The sequence below is a fragment of the Hymenobacter seoulensis genome, from assembly GCF_054780535.1.
Map to the genome: position 1 here is coordinate 264,610 of NZ_BAAGWD010000002.1, position 18,956 is coordinate 283,565.

Sequence of the window (18,956 nt, forward strand, 5' to 3'; positions counted from 1 at the left end):
AAAACTATAATTGCCTGCTGCTGCTGTAGCATCAGGAGCATAGGTCAGCGAACCGGCGTTACCCACGGATACAGCGGCTGGAACTGCAGTTATCGGAGTCCCGTTGAGCCGTAGTACCCCTTTTGCTGGCAGTGTAAGAATGGTATAGCTGCCAGGAGTCGAAGTAGCTGAAAGCGGCTTGATAGCAGTAGCCCCAAATGATTTTGGAATAATAGGGGCCGCTTTATTTACGGCTGTTTGTGCCCAAGCAGGCCTTTCAGCTAACATGAGCCATGCTAGCAGGAAGGGGGCTAATCGTAAGCGTGTTTTCATAGAATGAAGTGAAATGAAGATTGTCTGAGGGAGGGGCCTCTAGCAATTGAAAGAGGTTTGAGTGCACTATTATGCTAGCCCAAAACTACCTTGCGCGTGTGGCGAGCCCGGTTGATTTCGCTGAATGACGATCTGTTCTCGGTGAGTTAGTCGATTTTGTTAGCGAATGAATTGGCCAAGATTTTTACTGTGCTGCCGTAATTGTCCCACTTTGGGAAACCCCAGCCACCATATGCCAAGCTCCGCCGTCAGCTAGATTTTCGTTGGGCAAAAAAAGAAGCCCCACCGGATGGTGGGGCTTCGTAGTCTGGTTTGTTGAAAAAGGCCGGCTAGTAGACCTGATTGCGGCCGCTTTGATTGACGAGTTGCTGGACCTCTTGGTTGAAGCCGGATTCCTGCTGCAAGTCCTCTAGGTTGAGGTGGAAGCGGTATTTCCAAAAATGAGTTGGGTTGGCTGGTACGTTGATTTGCTCAGCAAGTGGGTCCTGGCGGCGTAAGCTCGCATCCATGGCCAGCAAATCCTGGAGAGGGAAGATGGCCCACATGGCTGGCGAGTACAGGTGCTGCACCGTAATGTCGCGGGCAACCCAGGGCTCGCAGAACGGCGGCGCCTGCTGACCGTGGTGCCCCAAAATGGTCTCGAAGAAACGCTGCGTTTTCTCGCGGTCTTCTTCCCACCAGCCGCGCACTGTGCTCATGTCGTGCGAGCCGGGGCTAACCACGGAGAGGTATGGCGCGGCACCTGGGTGGCCGAATTCTACGCTCGGGTCAGAAGGCATGCGCTGGATGTTAAGGCCCAGGATGCCCAGCGCCTTCATCACGCCTGGCACCGAATCAGGTACCATACCCAGGTCTTCACCGCAGATGAGCATATCGGTAGCCCAGCGCACGGCCGGCAGTTTTACTAGCCCCTGGCGGCGCCAGAAGTCCTCATGACGGCGGTAGAAAAAGTCGAAGTACAGTTCCTGCAGGCGTGGGCGCGTCTGGTCATCCAGCTCCCGAAACGAGCGGCTTAGGTGCAGCGTGATGCGCGGATGGTAGAAGTCAGCCTGTTGGTCGTCGGGCACAAACAGCACCTCATTTACTAGGCAGTACAGGCCGGTGCGCAGCCAGCGGTAGTGCTCGGCGTTGCTAGGGTCCTGTTGCAGCTGAACCCCCAGCACGGCTTCAATCTGGCGCTGGGTACGCACGTGCTCCTTCAGGCGGATAACGCCGTGGCCGGCATCTTCCATGAACTCATCAAACACGCTCTGGGCCTGACCGTGGAAGATTTCCTGCAGAATGTGCCAGCGGATATAGGGCTCACAAAGGCGGCCATAATCGAACCAACCAATGCGATGTTCAATTTCGTGTTGGTGTAGGGGTAGTGCCGGCGAGAAGTGACCCAGTAGGCCCTCTACAGAATGCCCCGGAATTTCCCAGATGCGGAAAAAGCCCAGAATATGGTCGATGCGAAGGGCATCGAAGTAGCGGGCCAAGTGGCCCATGCGCTGCTTCCACCACTGGTAGCCGTCTTCGGCCATTCGCTCCCAGTTATAGGTGGGGAAGCGCCAGTTCTGACCCGTAACCGAGAAGTCATCGGGGGGCGCGCCGGCCTGCTGGTGCATGTGATAAAGCTCAGGCTGGGTCCAGGCATCTACGGAGTGGCGGTAAATACCAATGGGCAGGTCGCCTTTTACTACTACCCCGTGGTGGCGGGCATAGTCAACGGCTTCCCGCAACTGCTTATCGAGGTAGTACTGCGTGAAGAAGTGAATCCCGAACTCATCAAAGTCGGCGCTGGCCTCATCGGTCAGCTCGGCTACCTTGGCCGGCGTGCGGAACTCCTCGGGCCACTGGGTAAAGTCGGCGGTATGGAACCGGTCGCGCAGGCCGGAGAAGGCCGCGTACGGTACCAACCAGGCCTGCTGCTCCTCGCGGAACTGCTGAAAATCGGGGTTGGCTAAAAACGCAGCCTTTTCCTGCTGATAGAGCTGGCGGATGAATTGCCATTTGGCGTTCATCACGGGCTCGTAGTCTACGAAGTCTTTGGCGTTTAACTCCTCGCGCAGGCGCTCTAGTTCCTGGCGCGCCATGGGGTCCTGTAGCTCAGCAATTTCGTCGAGGTTGAGGTACTGCGGGTGCAGGGCAAACACCGAAATAGCCGCGTAGGGGTAGCTATCTACCCAGGTGTGGGTGGCTACGGTGTCGTTGATGGGCAGAATTTGCACGAGTTTCAGGCCGGTCGCTGCGGCCCAATCTACGAGCAGCTTCAGATCAGGGAACTCGCCTACGCCCAGGCCGCGGCGGCTGCGCAAGGCAAACACGGGCAATGCCACGCCCGCCCCGCGCCAGTTGCCGGTAGGGTAGCGGAAGTGGTCATCGGCCTTTACCACTAAAGTGCGTGGCCCCTGGCTGGGCTGAATAAGGCGGTCGTCGCCGGCCTCCAGGTGCACAATTTGTTGCGTCCGCGGGTCCCAGATGCCGTATTTGTACTGCACCGTCTGGCTGGGGTTCTGCAACGCCACTTCTGCCACCCAAGTAGGGTAGTCAGCGTCTGAGAGGAGCACGGCCTTTTGGGCGTCCCAGGCACCTAGCGCGGCATCGGAGCCTAGCACGCACAGCTGGTGGTCAGACTCGACGCGTGGCGCCGCCAGTTGAAAACGCACCACGGCATCGGCAGCGGGAGTTGCCGGCGCTGCCGCAGGGGCGGGGCGTCGCATCAGGGCTTTGGTGAAAGCGGCCGTGTGCAGCTCGTTTTCAGCCAAGGCCGGAGCACGCCAAAAATCTTCTAGCACAACGCGCGTAAAGCGTCCGGCTTCATAGGTAATTTTCCGGTTCGGGCCCCATTCCCAATGCTTGCCTCCGTCGCGCTCATCTAGCAGCACGTATTTATATTCCACTGTGTCCAGCTGGTCATCGGGCAGGCTAATTTCCTGAGACCAGGTGCCTGAATCAGCGTGGTAGAACAGGTCCAGAGCTTGGTCGAGGTTCCATTGGCCCAGTGTGGGCAATGAGCCGCAAACTACCAGGCGCTGGCCCCAGGCCGTGCGGAAGGGTAGCGTAAAGCGAAGAATCATCGGGTACTGATTTTACAGAAGAAATAGGGCCGAAAGATAAGGCTTAATGCGCTGTCAAGTGGCGCTGGGCAGGGCCTCAAACGGACATAAATTCAGGCATTTTACCTTGATTTTGGGGCTAGTAATGGCCGGTTGATACGAGGTTGATGCCCGATTGATTTTTTGCCTCCATGCCCGAAATTTTACCCGCCGAAAATAAAAGTGAGTGGGTAATAACTTTTCTCAAACGTGACCTTACTACCTCCTTCCTAAAGGCAAACTGAGAAGGAGGTTCGCCTTCGAAGCAGTAGGAGTTGCTCGGGTACGGGTGCCATTGGCCGGGCCCGCTAGGTACCTAGTACTAGGCATCGGCTGCTGGCAAAAGGTAGCGGCAACGGCCCGAGTGACAGGCTAGTGGTGGCGGCGGGTTGGAGCGGAAGAGAGGGCCAGAAGCAAGCCATTGGTAGCTATAACGGCCTGAGTGACCGGTAAAAAGGGCATCGGGCAAACCTGGGGAGGGTGTTTGTCGTTTGCCGGACTAGGTTTCATTCTACTCTCTGCCTTTTGCCAGTTTATCTGCGTCGTATTCTTTACGCCCTGTTAGGGCTCGTCGGGCTCGTGCTACTCTTAGTAGCCGGGGTTTTTGTGTTTCTGCAAACCTCATCAGGTCAGGATTTTGCGGCCCGGAAAGCGGAAAATTACCTGCGCGACAAGCTCCAGACCGAAGTCAGAATCGGGAAGTTTCGCTCTGACTTTAAGCACGCGCTCAGCCTCGATGGCGTGTATCTGGAAGATCAAAAAGGGGATACGTTGGTGTCCGTGGGGCACCTAGGGCTGGATATTGATATCTGGGCCCTCACCAAATCCCAGATCAACCTGAAAAGCCTGGAGCTCAACGATGGCCGCATCGCTATTAAGCGTACGGAACCCGACAGCATCAGCAACTACGATTTTATCCTCAACGCCTTCACCGCCGGCGATACGGCCACTGCAGCTACTACCCCCGCCGATACAACGGGCGCGGGCTTTCAGTACAACATCGGCGACTTGCGCCTAACCAACATACTGCTCACGTACAACGATGCGGTGGATGGTATGAACGTGCGCACCAAGGTGGGGGAGTTGGCCGTGAACATGGACCTAGTGGATGTGGATGGCTCTACCTATAAGGTCGATCAGGCCGCGCTGAAAAATACCAGCATCGGGATTGTGCAAACCAAAGTGCCGCCAGACACCCCCGCCGATACGGCGGCTCTGCAGCTGGAATTCGGCCTGAACCGGGCGCTGCTGAACAACGTCAGCCTGACGTATAAGAACAACCCATCGGCGCAGTTCATCAGTACCCGTGTGGGCGAAGCGGAAATTACAGCCGACAACATCGACCTGATAAATAGCCGGGTGGCCCTGAACACGCTGAAGCTACGCAACACTAGCTTCGCGTACGCTCAGAACGAGGAAGTGCCTGTAGAGCAGCGCGTAGTAAACCCCGCGGAGGCCGTACGCGACCTGAACAAGTCGGTAGAAAACGCAACCGGCCAGGAGGCTAGTTGGGTCGTCAGCCTCAAGCAGTCCGATATCAGTGGGGTAGACGTAGCCTTTGATAATTTCAATGAACCGCGCCAGAAAACCAAGGTGCGGGGCATGGACTACAATCACCTCAAGTTCACCAACTTGGTGCTCAATACCGAGAACCTGCGTTACTCTGAAAATAGCACCACCGGCCGTATTACCCAGCTGGCTGGGCAGGAGCAAAGTGGGTTTGCCGTGACCCGCGCCCAGGCCGATGTCATCTTCGACTCGGCCCAAACCCGGCTTGATAACCTGGATTTGGTTACGCCGCACACGCGCATCCGCCAGACCCTGGCCATGCGCTACAAAAACCTGGATGCCATTGCCGACGACCTGCCCAACCTGCGCATTGAGGGCGACCTGCGCGACACCCGCCTCGGCTTCCGCGACATTCTCTACCTAGCCCCCGATCTGGCTTCAACCCCCCCTTTCACTACCGGCCCCAATCAGTCGGTGCTGGTAAGTGGGCAGGTGAGCGGCCGAGTAGGTGATTTACAGATCCGGAACCTCGATGCCGTGGGCTTCCGCAACACGGTGGTACGCGGCTCGGGCCGCATTCAGGGCTTACCGAACACCGATGAGCGGCTAGTATTGAACCTCGACATCCGGGAGCTGCGCACTACCGAAACCGATATGCGCGGACTGCTGCCGGCCGGCACATTGCCACCTTTGGCTACCAACCCCAACCTGCCACTTACGCTTAGTGGCCGCGTGCAGGGGCGCCTCAACAACTTGGCTCTTCAGAACGTCAACTTCCGGGGCCTGACGGGTACTCGCCTGCGGGCTAGCGGTCGCATTCAGGGATTGCCCAACACCGACCGCCGCCTCTACACTGACCTGAATATTCAGGAGTTTGTCTCTACGGCTGCTGATATCCGGGGGGTGTTGCCGGCCGGTACGTTGCCAGCGGGCTACAATCTGCCACCTCGCATAGCGGTATCGGGCACGTTCCGGGGACGCCCTACGGCGTTGGTGTTTGATACCGATTTGCGCGCTACAACCAGTTATGGCAACCTAGCCGCCAAAGTAAATGTGGGCGAAGGCCCCGCCGGCCAAGAACCCGTAACGGCTACCTTCAGCACCCAAAGCCTGGATGTGGGCAAGTTCCTCAACGACCCCACCATTGGCAAAGTAACAGCCAGCGGTACGCTCAGGGGCCGCGGCGGCCTCGACCCAAACCAGCTGCGTGGTACACTGAATGCCCAAGTGCAGGAGGCTACGTACAATAACTACACCTACCGCGGCATCACGGCTAAAGTCGATATTGACCGGAACCGCTATGTGGTGGACGCTAGCAGCAAAGACGACCCCAACCTCAACCTCGATCTGCTGGCGACCATTGACCTGCGCAATGCCTCGAACCCTACCTATACTGTTGACCGCTTGAACCTGCGCGGAGCCAACCTCACGGCCCTGGGCTTTTACACCGGCGGCGACCTGCGCGTACAGGGCGACCTGACGGCTAACATCAGCGGCTCTGATCTGAACACTCTGAACGGCACCTTCTCGGGCAACCGCGTAGTCATCGTCAGCAACAACCAGCCCTTTGCGCTCGACTCCGTGAATGGCCGCATTGTGCAGCGCACGGGCCGCACCGAAGTCGACTTTACCAGTAGTGTGGCCGATGTGACCTTGCGTGGCAACACCCGCCTCGGCGACATTGCCACTGAGTTGCAGCGCCACATTGATCGGTACTTTGACCTGCCCGGTGTGCGATACCGCCCCAGCGCCGACTACCGGCAGTTTACCTTCGAAGCCAACCTGAAGCAGCCGCGCCTAGTGCAGCAGCTGGTGCCTGACCTCACGCGCCTCACGCCGTTTAAGCTCACCGGCAGCTACGACAGCCGCGCCGCCGACCTGCGCCTGAACACCCGTGTGGGCCGCATCGTGTACATGGGCTATGCCCTAGATTCACTGAAGCTTAATGTTAGCTCCGATCCGCAGAAGCTGGACTACGCCTTGGGCCTGCGCCAAATAAGCCAGGATACTACCCTGTCGGTGCCGAACCCTAGCTTAGTAGGCAGCATCCAGAACAATGAAATCGGGACGCGGCTGCGCATTGCCCAGTCGGATAGTGCCGAGCGGCTGAATCTGGCCGGTGCGCTGTGCGTGCTAGGTGGTGGCGACGCCTATGCCTTCCGGTTCGACCCCAAACTGATGCTCGATCAGAAGCAGTGGGACATTCCGACCAACAACGAAATTCGCTACACCAGCGCCACGGGGGCCATCTTTGCCCAGAACCTGAGCTTCAGCCGCAACAACCGGCGCCTGAGCCTCCAAACGCTGGCTGGCGCACAATATCCGCTGCAGGTGAATATGGAGAACCTGGAAATCAATGCGCTGGGTCGGGCCGCTGGCTTCCAGGATTCGTTGATTGCCGGTACGCTTAATGGCCAAGCTGTAGCCTTTAGCCTAGGCCAGCCCAAGCAGGCCTTTACGGCTAACGCCAACCTAGCAGGCTTCGTGTTCAACAAAGCGGCCATCGGCGACATAGCGCTGCAGGCCACCAACCCCACCTCCGACCGCTACAACGTGGATATGCGCCTGACCAACCAGCAGGGCATGGATGTGCGCGCGGTGGGCTACTACCTTGCTACTCCGGCCAGCCCCATCCAGTTTGATGTGAACGTAAACCGGCTGGATCTGAAAATTGTCGAGCCTTTCTCGTTGGGGCAATTGCAGCAGATGGGTGGCGGCGTAACGGGGCAGCTAGCCGTAACGGGCAGCGCTACCCAGCCCGTGGTAAACGGTACGCTCACCACCACCCCCGATGCTACCTTCACCCTCTCGCAGCTGGGTGCACCGTACTTCCTGGCCTCGCAGGATATCGATTTTACCAACCAGGGCATTGGCTTCGATAACTTCATTGTAAAAGACTCCCTAGGCAACCGAGCCGTGGTAAACGGCTCCATCCGGACCCGCGACTATGTGTCGGACTTCCGCTTTGATTTGGAAGCGACTACGGAGAACTTCCTAGCCGTGCAAAGCTCCCGCCGCGACAACCCGCTGTTCTGGGGTAAGCTGTTTGTGGATTCTGACTCGCGCATTACCGGCAACCTAAACCTGCCTATCGTCCGGACGCGGGCTAGGGTGGCGAATGGCTCCGACCTGTTTGTGGGTGTGCCCACCGATGACCCCGTGAAAGTTGAGCGCGAAGGCATTGTGGAGTTCATAGATAAAAGCGCCCCCGTTGATACCATGCTGGCCCGTCAGCTAGCCCTCGATACGCTGCAAACCACCAGTGGCTACGACGTGCAGGCTTTGGTAACCGTCACCGACAAAACGCCCTTCACCATTGTAATTGACGAGGCCTCCGGCGACAACCTGCGGGTACAGGCCAACGGCACGCTCAACACCGCCATTGATGCTACGGGCGCCATCACCCTTACGGGCCGCCTCGATGTTACGGAAGGTAAATACCAGATGTCGTTGTATGATCTGGCTTCCCGCGAGTTTGACATTGCGCCGGGCAGCTCTATTACCTGGAGCGGCGACCCCTACAACGGGCAGGCCAACGTAACGGCCATTTACAAGGTACGCGCTGCCCCAGCCGAGTTGATTTCGGCGCAGGGCCTAGCCGATGAATCCCTGTCGGCTATTGGTCGCAATCAGCTTCCGTTTGAGGTAGATCTGAAAGTGACCGGCGAGCTGCTCAAGCCTGTTATCGGGTTCAACATTCGCTTGCCCGAGGAGGCCCGGTCTGATTTGCGCGGCCCCATTGAAGCCCGTCTGACGCAGCTACGCCAGCCTTCCCAAGAAAGTGAGCTGAACAAGCAGGTGTTTTCGTTGCTAGTGCTGAACCGCTTCCTGGCTGATGACCCCTTCCAGAGCAGCAGCGGCAACCTAGTAGCCAGCCAGCTGCGCGGCTCGGCCAGCCAGGTGCTCACGCAGCAGCTCAACAACCTCACGGGCTCTTACCTATCTAACCTGGGCGTGGAGCTCGGGGTGAACTCCTATGCCGACTTCAGCAGCGGCGCCGAGAAAACCCGCACCGACCTGAACGTGGCCGTGCGCCGGCAGCTACTTAATAACCGCCTCACGGTACGGTTGGGTACCGATGTACCCCTAGGCGGCGGCAACCAGGCCTCGCAGGGCCAGAACCAGTCGGGAGTAAGCGCCTTTGCCGGCGACGTAAGCGTGGAGTACAATGTGCTGGCCAACGGTCGGATCCGGCTGCGCGCCTTCCGCAACAATGCCTACGGCGACATCGACGGGCAATTTGTGCGGACCGGCGCCTCCCTGATTTTTCAGCGCGACTACCGCAACCTAGCTGACCTATTCAAGGGCATTGATGAGGAAGTAAAAGAGGAAGTGAAGCTGGAGAAGCGCCGCCGCCGCCAAGACCGCAAAGCCGGCCGCGACACGGTGGCTACTGCCTCCTCCGCTGCTCCCCAAGATTCTACTAAGCTGCGGCCGGTCTTTATCCGGCCGGATTCTGCCCGTCGTGTTACGCAGTCGTCGGCCCCGCACCGCTAACTTCCTAGGTGCCTGTTAGGTCCAAAGGCCGTCTGTTATTTTTTCTGTTCTGAACTTCCGATTCATGTTGCATTTTCTGCCCTTCCTCTCCTCAGTCAAGGACGCTGCCGACTCTCGTGGTCAGGCTTGCCCGGCCCGCCGGGGTGGGTGGGGCCTGGGATTTGCAGCGCTGGCCCTGCTGGCGTCGTGCTCGGGCACCAAGTACATTCCGGAGGGCAGTAAGCTGTACACGGGCAGCACCGTAAACATAAAATCGGCCAGCCTGATACCGCGGGAGGCAGAGCTGACTACGGAACTGGAATCGGTTATCACGCCCAAGCCCAACAGCTCGTTTCTTGGGATTCGGCCCAAGCTATACTTCTGGCATTTGGGCGAAGGCAAAACCAAAGGCCTAGGCCACTGGATAGCCAATAAGTACGGCGAGAAGCCGGTGCTGCTTAGCCAGGTAGATACCCAGAAGGTGAAGGGCCTGATGGTGAACCGGCTCTACAACAACGGCTACTTCAAGCCCGAAGTCCATAGCCGCGTGCAAACCAAGGGTAAAGCGGCCACCGTTGACTACACGGCAACGGTAGGCAAACCCTACACCCTCAAGGAAATTTATTTCCCGGAGGGCGACTCGCTCCTAGCCCGCGCGGTGCGCGCAACCCAGCCGGCCTCCCTGCTGAAGGTTGGCGACGCCTACAATTTGCAAACGCTCACGAATGAGCGCACCCGCATTGATGGCGTGCTGAAAAACCAAGGCTTCTATTACTTCAGCCCCGAGTACATTCTGTTTCAGGTAGATAGCACGCTCAACAATGAGATGAACGTGTACTTGAAAATCAAGGAGAAAACGCCAGAGCAGGCCTCTAAGCCCTACTTGGTGAACCGCGTTCGGCTCAATACCAACTACTCGCTTACCGATACTACCATCAATGAGCAGCGCCCCATTCGGTACCAGGGTTACCTGTACTTTCCGGATGAGGAGATGTTCAAGGCGCGCTCCATCACCAACGCTACGTTTATTTACCCCGACAGCCTGTACCGCCGCCGCCGCCAAGACCAGACCTTGAGCCGCCTCATGAGCCTAGGCACCTTCAAGTACGTGGACATCGGGTTTCGGCCCGCCCGCCAAAAAGCCGACTCGGCAGGCTATGGCTTCCTGAACTCGTATGTGCGCATGACGCAGCTGCCCAAGAAGAGCTTGCGGGCCGAGGTGCAGCTGGTCAGCAAATCCAACGGCTTCACCGGGCCCGGCTTCCGGGTGCAGTACCGCAACCGCTCGGCGTTGCGTGGGGCCGAGCAGCTCTTGATCAACCTCACGGGCTCCTTTGAAAACCAGACCCAGAGCAATGCCACCACCATTGGTGTTACCAGCTACGAGCTTGGTGCCGATGCCCAATTGCTGGTGCCGCGTCTGATTACACCGCCCTTCGATATTCGGTTGGTAAACTCCGACTTTCAGCCGCGTACTTCCTTTGGGGTGGGGGTACGGTCTGTGACGCGGGTAGATGCTTTCACGCAACGGGGCTTCAACTTCAACTACGGCTACAGCTGGAAAACTAGAATCACGAACGAGCACGAGCTGCGCCCCATTGATGTGCAGTACCTGCGCCTTACCGATACTAGCGCTGCCTTCAACCGCTTACTGATTGAGCGGCCGTTTCTGGCCAACTCCTTCCGGCAGCAGTCCATTCTGGCCAGCTCGTACCGCTATACCTACAATCAGCAGGCCCTGGAACAGCGCCGCAACCAGATTTATTTTAGCGGCGGCGTGGAAGTGGCCGGCAACCTGGCGTATCTGGCTAGCTCGCTCACGGGCCAGCCCCAGGTTACGAACCCCGACGGCAGCAGCTCCTACACCATCTTGGGCCAGCAGTTTTCGCAGTATACCAAGGTTGATCTGGAGCTGCGCAACTACTTCCGCACCAGCGCTAATCCGGCCAGTGGCAACAAGTTTGCTACTCGCCTGCTGCTGGGCTTAGGGCTGCCCTATAAGAATGCCAATGTGTTGCCCTACCTTAAGCAGTATGGCATTGGCGGCCCCAACAGCGTGCGGGCCTTTGCCGCCCGCGGCCTAGGTCCTGGTACGTACCGAACCCCCCTATCGCGTGAAACCAGCGCCTTCTACGACCAAGTTGGTGACATGCGCATTGAAGCCAACGCCGAGTACCGCCAGGATTTGTTTCCGTATGTGAAGGGTGCGCTGTTTGTTGATGCCGGTAATATCTGGCTTATCAACAACGACCCCAGCCGCCAAACCATTGATGCCGAGGGCAACCCCGATGGTAAAAATGGTCAGTTCACGTTCAACTCCTTCATGAAAGAGCTGGCCGTGGGCGCCGGTGCTGGTTTGCGTATTGATGTGCAGTTCTTCGTCATTCGCTTCGATTATGCATATCCGCTGCGCTTGCCTTACAGCAACACCGAAATCCGGGATGCTTTGAATCAGGTCATTTACGAGAAGACACCTACTTCTGGCCGCCTCAACATTGCCATTGGCTACCCTTTCTAGGCCGCGGCCTGTACCGGGTTTGAGCTATTGCCGAGCCTAGTGCAGTATGCCTTAGGAGCGCAAGAACAGTAACAAAAAAGCCCCGCCACGTAAGTGGTGGGGCTTTTTTAGGTTTGAGGCGTACTGCTACCTAGGCTTCTACGGCCAGTCGGATTTCAGCAGGGGCGCCTACCGTTTTATGTGCTGGTACTACCGTTACCACCACAAACTTGGAGGTAGGTGTGTTGCTGACTTTGGCTACGCTACCTACCGGCACCAACGGGTTGGCCTCGGGGAAATAAGCGGCTACGTTGCCTTTCGGAATGTCGTACGGCACGGCCACGAACTTCTCCACAGTACGCTTTTCGCCTTTGTAATGGCTCGTGATGTCAATCAGGTCTTTGGCCTTGAGGCCTCGGTCGGCCATGTCCTGTGCGTTCATGAACAGTACGCGCCGCTCGCCATGAATGCCGCGGTAGCGGTCGTTGTACTCGTAAATGGTCGTGTTGAACTGGTCGTGGCTGCGTACGGTCATCAGCACCAGCTGGTCGGGCTCCAGGATGTGCTTTTCCAGCTCCGTAGTAGAGAAGTTCGCCTTACCGTTCTTGGTAGTGAACTTGCGCTCCCTAGGTCCGTTGGGCAGGTAAAACCCGCCGGGGCGGCGCAGCTTTTCATTGAAGTTCTCGAAGCCCGGAATGACCCGCGCAATGTGGTCGCGAATGACGTCGTAGTTTTCCGTCATGGCTACCCAATCGGCAATGTTAGTTCGCTCGCCGAGGGTGGCAATGGCCACTCCCGCCAGAATAGCTACCTCGCTCATCATCTGGCCTTCCAGCGGCACCAGCACACCTTTGTTTTGGCTTACCACGCCCATGGAGTTCTCGCAGGAAGTCATCTGCTGTCCCGACTTCTGCATGTCAATATCCAAGTGGGTGAAGCAGGGCAGGAGCAGGCTGGTTTCGCCGGTAGTGAGGTGGCCGCGGTTGAGCTTGGTACCTACAAATACCGTGAGCTTCTGCTTGCGCATGCCTTCAGCAATAACCTCGGTGTCGGGGCCGGCCGCCAGCAGGTTACCGCCCAGGCTGAAAAATACCTTGGTTTTGCCCTTGTACATAGCCTTAATAGCCTCTACCGTGTCGTAGCCATGCTCATAGGGCGGCGTGAAGTTGAACTCCTTGGCCAGAGAATCCTGAAACTGCTTGGTAGGCTGCTCCCAGATACCCATGGTCCGGTCGCCTTGCACGTTGGAGTGGCCGCGTACCGGGCAAGTACCTGCGCCAGGTTTGCCAATGGCCCCTTTCATCAGGTGCAGGTTTACAATTTCTTGGATGGTTTGTACGCCCTGGCGCTGTTGCGTTACGCCCATGGCCCAGCAGGTAATGATCTTCTGCTTGGTAGCCAGCATGTTGGCCGCTTCCAGCAGCTGCGCCCGCGAAATGCCGCTTACTTCCTCAATATCTTCCCAGGCCGTGTTGCGGATGTTCTGCTCAAACGACTCGAAACCGGTGGTGTACTCAGCAATGAAGGCACGGTCTACTACCTGGCCGGGGTTCATGTCCTCGGCCTCAAACAAGTGCTTCATGATACCGCGCAGCAAGCCCATGTCGCCATCTACCCGCACTTGCAGGAACAGGTCGGTAATCTGGGTGCCGTCGCCGAGCAACGCGCCCAGCGCCTTGAAGGGGTTCATGAAGTCCTGCGGGTTCTTGAAGTGGTTCAGGCCAGCTTCCAACAGCGGGTTCACGCTGATGATTTTGGCGCCGTTCCGCTTGGCCTTCTGCAAGGCCGAGAGCATGCGCGGGTGGTTGGTGCCCGGGTTCTGGCCAATAACCAAAATGACTTCGGCCTCGTGAATATCATTGAGGGTAACGGAGCCTTTGCCCAGGCCTAGGGTGGGGCTGAGGGCCGCGCCGCTGCTTTCGTGGCACATATTGGAGCAGTCGGGCAGGTTGTTGGTGCCGAATTGCTTGGCAAACAGCTGGAACAGGAAGGCCGGCTCATTGGGTACTTTGCCCGAGGTATAGAACAGGGCTTCATTGGGCGAGTCCAGCGCGTTCAGCTCATCGGCAATAATCTGAAACGCATCGGGCCAGGCAATGGGCGAGTAGTGGTTGTCGCCGGGGCGCTTCACCATGGGGTGCGTGAGGCGGCCGGCGTTGTTCTGGTCGCGGTCCGTCATCTGCGACAACTGCGCCAGGCTATGGCGGGCAAAAAACTCCGGGCCGGCGGCTTTATCGTCGGCATCAGAGGCAGTAGCTTTCGCGCCGTTTTCGCAGAACTCTGCTACGGAGCGGTGGTCGTCGGGGTCGGGCCAAGCGCAGCTGGAGCAGTCGAAGCCATCCTTCTGGTTCATCTTGAGCAGCCCCCTAGTGCCGCGGTTTACGCCGCCTTCGCCCCAGCTAAACTCCATAGACTTGATAACGGCTGTTACGCCGGCTGCTACCTTGGCCCGCTCCTCCAGCTTGAGGCCGGTAAGCGCTTCTGGTGGCTGCGCTAGAATAGGGTGCAGGTACTTGGCGTTGGCTACATCAGGGGCAGGAATCACTGATTCGTCTCGTTGGTGTTGGGGGTCGGGCCGGTAATGGTCGTTGGTAGGGGCTACTCCCTGGTCGGGGCGCTCACCACTTTTGGGCACGTTATCCTCAGCACCTTGCTGTTCGGTTTTGCCAGCCTTGCTGGGATCTTCGATGGGGGATTTTTCCATGACAAGCAGAACAAATGAAGAGGAAAAGATAACGGAAAATCAGTCACTTACAGCAACTAAGCCCGCCTCTTTTTAGGGTGATTACTAGGGTGTGCGGTGGCGGTAAGCCCAGCCGCCGGCACGTGGAGGGCCGCGCCATTTGCTGGCGCGTGCTCCTGGGGAGAGCTAAACCCAAAGCCCGGCCGGCCACTACTGTTGCTAAAAGCATTCTGGCGGGCAATGGTTTGAATTTCAGACGAAGAAATGACAGCGGAAGTTGTGGAAACCCCGAATTTGACACGCCCTGCTGCGCATGCTGCCCCCAGGCTCTTAATGTTTGCAATCAAAGTCTTTTTCCACCAACACCTTCAATGGCTGCTCGTGGGCCATCATGAGCGTGGCGGAAAGGCCTACTTGGTCGGTTTGGGTCCAGTGAGTAGCTAGGGCAGCGGGCACTTTAATGGTCAGCGCCCCGGCCCCGTAGCCAATACGAAACTCTTCTGACTCGACGCGCTCCAGCGCATACGTGAAGGTTTCGGGCTCTGTGGGGCCTAGGGAAAGCACAACCGCAACGCGGCCGGTTTCGGCAAACTGCTGCACTTCGGCATCGGAAAGGCGGAGACGAAGGGAATTGTCTTCGAGGCGGAGTTTCATGAAGCGTAAATTGAGGTAGATTGTAACAGCTTTACGCAGAAATGGCCGCGTAGGCGGAAGCTGCTGCCCGCATGTGCGCCCGCCAGGGCTGAATATAGGCTTTCGTGTAAGAGAGAAGGAATAAGTAAGTATGGTGATATGATTGCGAAAGCTATGCTGTGCAGTTTCGGCGTGTATGTTGGGCTAGCGGTTGCTGGGCGCCCCGGCTGGGCCCAAACGGCCCGCCCTGATTCCAGCTTGCAAACCGATGCAGGCAACAGCCTGCGCCAACACTACACCCAAGGGCTAGGCTACGAGTCGGGGTTGTATACCGGTCCCGAGTACGTCAACTATGTGAAGCGCTACATTGTAGGGCATCCGTTTTTGGGGGCAGGAACGCCCCAAGAAGGCACCCTGGACTATGCCGGCTTTACCTACCTGGGGTTGCCGCTGCGCTACGACCTGGTGCTGGACCAAGTGGTGCTGAAGTCGCCCTCGGGAGGACTGGATATGAGCCTGGTAAATGAGAAAGTGAGCCGCTTTACTATTGGCCCCCACACCTTTATCCGTCTGGCGTTTACGGATTCTGCTACTGCCGCCGGCATGCGCACGGGCTTTTATGAGTTGCTGGCCGATGGCCCGGTTCGGCTACTGGCTTTGCGCAGAAAAGAAATACAGGAGCGAGCCGCCACCGACGGTATGGAAGGCCATATAGACCAGAAGAATAAGTTCTTTATCAATACGCGTGGTCAGTATTATGAAGTAAGCAAAGCCAAAACGGTGGTGACCCTTTTTCCGGAAAAGAAAGCAGACCTACGCAAGTACATCCGGAGCCAGCACCTTACATTCAGCAAAGCCACTCGCGAGAAGTCACTGGTTACGCTGGCACGCTATATCAGCACCCTCGCGCAGCCCGTGCCCTAGTAAGCTGCTCCTGTATTCGCTCTCCTGATAATTCGCGTGGGCTTATGCTATCCTGCCTGTTATGAATTCTTTTTATCGGTTTGTTCTGCTTGTTTTATGGTGTGCGGGTAGCTTTTGCAGCTACGGGCAAACCCCTGAGCCCAGCGTGAGCGGTACGTTTCAGGGCCTGAGCCTGGAGCAATTCGTGCGGCAGCTGCAGGCCCAAACCAGCTATCGGTTTTTCTTTGATTCAACGGCCGTCAGGGGCGTGTCGGTTACGATGCAGGTGCAGGCGCAACCGCTGAGCAGCGTACTCCGGCAAGCCCTGGCCCCCACGGGGTTGCACTTTGCCATTGATGAGGAACACAACGTGTTCATCTCCGCAAAGGGGGTAGTATCAACCAACCTGCCCGAAAGCTATTTCCGCACTGCTCCCGGGGCCGTGGCTGCTGATGTAGCGCCGGGAGCAACGCCTCCGCCCTTAGCGCCCGAGCGCAATCGGGCTGCTGCCCCCAACATGCGGTTGTATGAGATTGGCAATCCTAGTAGCGCCCCTGCTTCGGGCAGGGCTACTCTGGCCGGTCACATCCGCGAAGCCAAATCGGGCGAGGCGGTGCCGGGTGCTTCGGTGTATGTGGAGGCCCCAACGATTGGCGCTTCTACTGACCAGTTTGGCTATTATGCCCTCACCCTGCCGGTGGGCCGCCACACACTCAACATCCGTGGAATTGGCATTAAGAATACCCAGCGCCGTATTATGCTGCACGCCGACGGGCAGCTGAAAGTGGAGGTGGAGGAAGACTTTACGAACCTGAAGGAGGTAGTAATTGAGGCCGAGAAAGACAAGAATGTAGCGGGCATGCAAATGGGCCTGGAAAAGCTCGACATCAAGACGATGCGCCAGGTACCCACGGCTTTCGGCGAAACCGATATTCTCAGGGTAGTGCTTACGCTGCCGGGTGTGAAATCAGTAGGAGAGGGCAGCACCGGCCTGAGTGTGCGCGGCGGCAACACCGACCAGAACCTGATCTTGTTCAACGACGCCACCGTGTACAACCCGTCGCACCTGTTCGGCTTCTTTTCAGCCTTTAATCCGGATATTCTCAAGTCGGTTGAGCTTTACAAAAGCGCCATTCCGGCACGCTATGGTGGTCGGCTTTCCTCGGTGCTGGATATTGCCACCCGCGACGGCAACAAAAAGAAGCTTTCCGGCTCGGGCGGCATTGGGGCGCTCACTAGCCGCCTTACGCTGGAAGGCCCGATTATCAAAGACAAAAGCTCGTTTCTGGTTGGCGGCCGCACCTCCTATTCCGACTGGCTGCTGCGGGCCCTGCCAAACCGCGACTTGCGCGAAAGTGCCGCGTCCTTCTATGACCTGAGCGCCCACCTCAGCCACGAACTAAACGAGAAAAACACGCTCTACGCCACCGGCTACCTGAGCCGCGACCGGTTCCGGCTGGCCGCCGACACCTCCTACACCTACCACAACCGCAACGCCAGCCTGAAGTGGAAGCATATTTTCAGCAACAAGCTCTATGGCGTGCTTACGGGTACATACAGCCAGTATGCCTACCAGATTACCAGCGAAAAGAACTCCGTGAATGCGTCGGAGCTGTCGTTCGGCCTGCGCCAACTAGGCGCCCAGGCTGATTTCAGCTACTTTCTGGATACCAAGCACACCGTTGATTTTGGGGCCACTACCCTGCGCTACCGCGTAGACCCAGGCCGGCTGCAGCCCTTGGGCGAAGAGTCGTTGATTCTCAAAGATGAGCTAGCCCGCGAACAGGCCCAGGAAAGCGCCCTCTACCTTTCTGACCGCATTGATCTGACGCCGCGGCTGGCCGTGGTAGTAGGGCTGCGCTACTCGCTGTACCAGGCGCTGGGCCCGCGCGATGTCAATCAGTATTTGCCCGGAGCGCCACGCACCGTCGGCAACATCAGTGATACGGTGCGGTATGGGGCGGGCAAGAGTATAGCCACGTATCATGGCCCCGAGTACCGACTGTCAGTGAAATATGCGCTGTCGGAGAAGTCGTCGGTGAAGGCCAGCTTTAACCGCACCCGCCAGTACATCAGCCAACTTACTAGCACCACCTCCATTTCGCCTACCGACACTTGGAAGCTAAGCGACAGGTACTTGCGGCCCCAGGTCGGCGACCAGGTAGCGCTAGGCTACTACCGCAACTTCCGGCGCAATACCATCGAGACATCGGTGGAAGCCTATTACAAGCGGATGCAGGATGTGGTAGACTATAAAAGCGGCGCCAAGCTGCTGCTCAACCATCACCTGGAAACCGACCTGATTAATGCCGAAGGCAAGGCCTACGGGGTGGAGCTATCCATCAAGAAATCATCGGGTAAAATTAACGGGTGGCTGAACTATACCTATTCTCGCTCGCTGGTACGCATTAACCCCGAGGTGGCCACAGAGCGCATCAATGGTGGGCGCTACTACCCCAGCAACTTCGATAAACCGCATGATGTGATGCTGGCCGGCAACTACCGCTTTAGCCGCCGCTTCAGCACTTCCCTCAACTTCAACTACAGCACCGGGCGCCCTATTACGCTGCCGCTGGCCCGCTACTACGTGGAAGATGTAGCCCGCGTATTCTACTCTGACCGCAACGCCTACCGCGTGCCCGACTACTACCGGCTGGATTTTGCCATGAACATTGAGGGTGGCCACAAAGTCAAGAAGCTGGCGCACAGCTCCTGGACGCTCTCGGTATATAACCTGACGGGGCGCCGCAACCCGTACTCGGTGTTCTTTAAAACCCAGAACGGTAAAATCGTGGGGTATCAGCTTTCCATTTTTGGGCAGCCTATTCCGACGGTTACCTACAACTTCAAGTTTTAGTGAAGCGCC

At 57.7% G+C, this 18,956-nt stretch carries 7 protein-coding genes; 4 read left to right on the forward strand and 3 right to left on the reverse strand.

The window, feature by feature from the left end:
• Positions 1–641: 641 nt before the first annotated feature.
• Positions 642–3,371 (reverse strand): 4-alpha-glucanotransferase, encoded by a 2,730-nt coding sequence (locus ACYVHC_RS08930; protein WP_460613343.1) that lies wholly within the window; start codon positions 3,369–3,371, stop codon positions 642–644.
• A gap of 543 nt (positions 3,372–3,914) precedes the next feature.
• Here ACYVHC_RS08930 and ACYVHC_RS08935 point away from each other — a divergent pair.
• Both ACYVHC_RS08935 and tamL read left to right on the forward strand, forming a co-directional pair.
• A complete protein-coding gene (locus tag ACYVHC_RS08935) occupies positions 3,915–9,395 on the forward strand; it encodes a translocation/assembly module TamB domain-containing protein (RefSeq protein WP_460613344.1) in 5,481 nt (1,826 codons plus the stop codon).
• Positions 9,396–9,459: 64 nt separating this feature from the next.
• On the forward strand, positions 9,460–11,892 hold the full coding sequence (tamL, locus tag ACYVHC_RS08940) for a BamA/TamA family outer membrane protein (protein ID WP_460613345.1): 2,433 nt from the start codon (positions 9,460–9,462) through the stop codon (positions 11,890–11,892).
• Between the two features lie 130 nt (positions 11,893–12,022).
• Here tamL and ACYVHC_RS08945 read toward each other — a convergent pair whose 3' ends face one another.
• Together ACYVHC_RS08945 and ACYVHC_RS08950 are read right to left on the reverse strand one after the other, a co-directional pair.
• A complete protein-coding gene (locus ACYVHC_RS08945; protein ID WP_460613346.1) occupies positions 12,023–14,575 on the reverse strand; it encodes an FdhF/YdeP family oxidoreductase in 2,553 nt (850 codons plus the stop codon).
• Between the two features lie 309 nt (positions 14,576–14,884).
• Positions 14,885–15,208, reverse strand: coding sequence for a DUF7009 family protein (locus tag ACYVHC_RS08950; protein ID WP_460613347.1), 324 nt, complete (start codon positions 15,206–15,208; stop codon positions 14,885–14,887).
• Between the two features lie 138 nt (positions 15,209–15,346).
• Here ACYVHC_RS08950 and ACYVHC_RS08955 point away from each other — a divergent pair, with 138 nt between their 5' ends.
• Positions 15,347–16,111 (forward strand): hypothetical protein, encoded by a 765-nt coding sequence (locus ACYVHC_RS08955; protein WP_460613348.1) that lies wholly within the window; start codon positions 15,347–15,349, stop codon positions 16,109–16,111.
• Positions 16,112–16,172: 61 nt separating this feature from the next.
• Positions 16,173–18,947, forward strand: a complete 2,775-nt coding sequence (locus ACYVHC_RS08960; RefSeq protein WP_460613349.1) for a carboxypeptidase-like regulatory domain-containing protein — start codon at positions 16,173–16,175, stop codon at positions 18,945–18,947.
• Positions 18,948–18,956 lie beyond the last annotated feature (9 nt).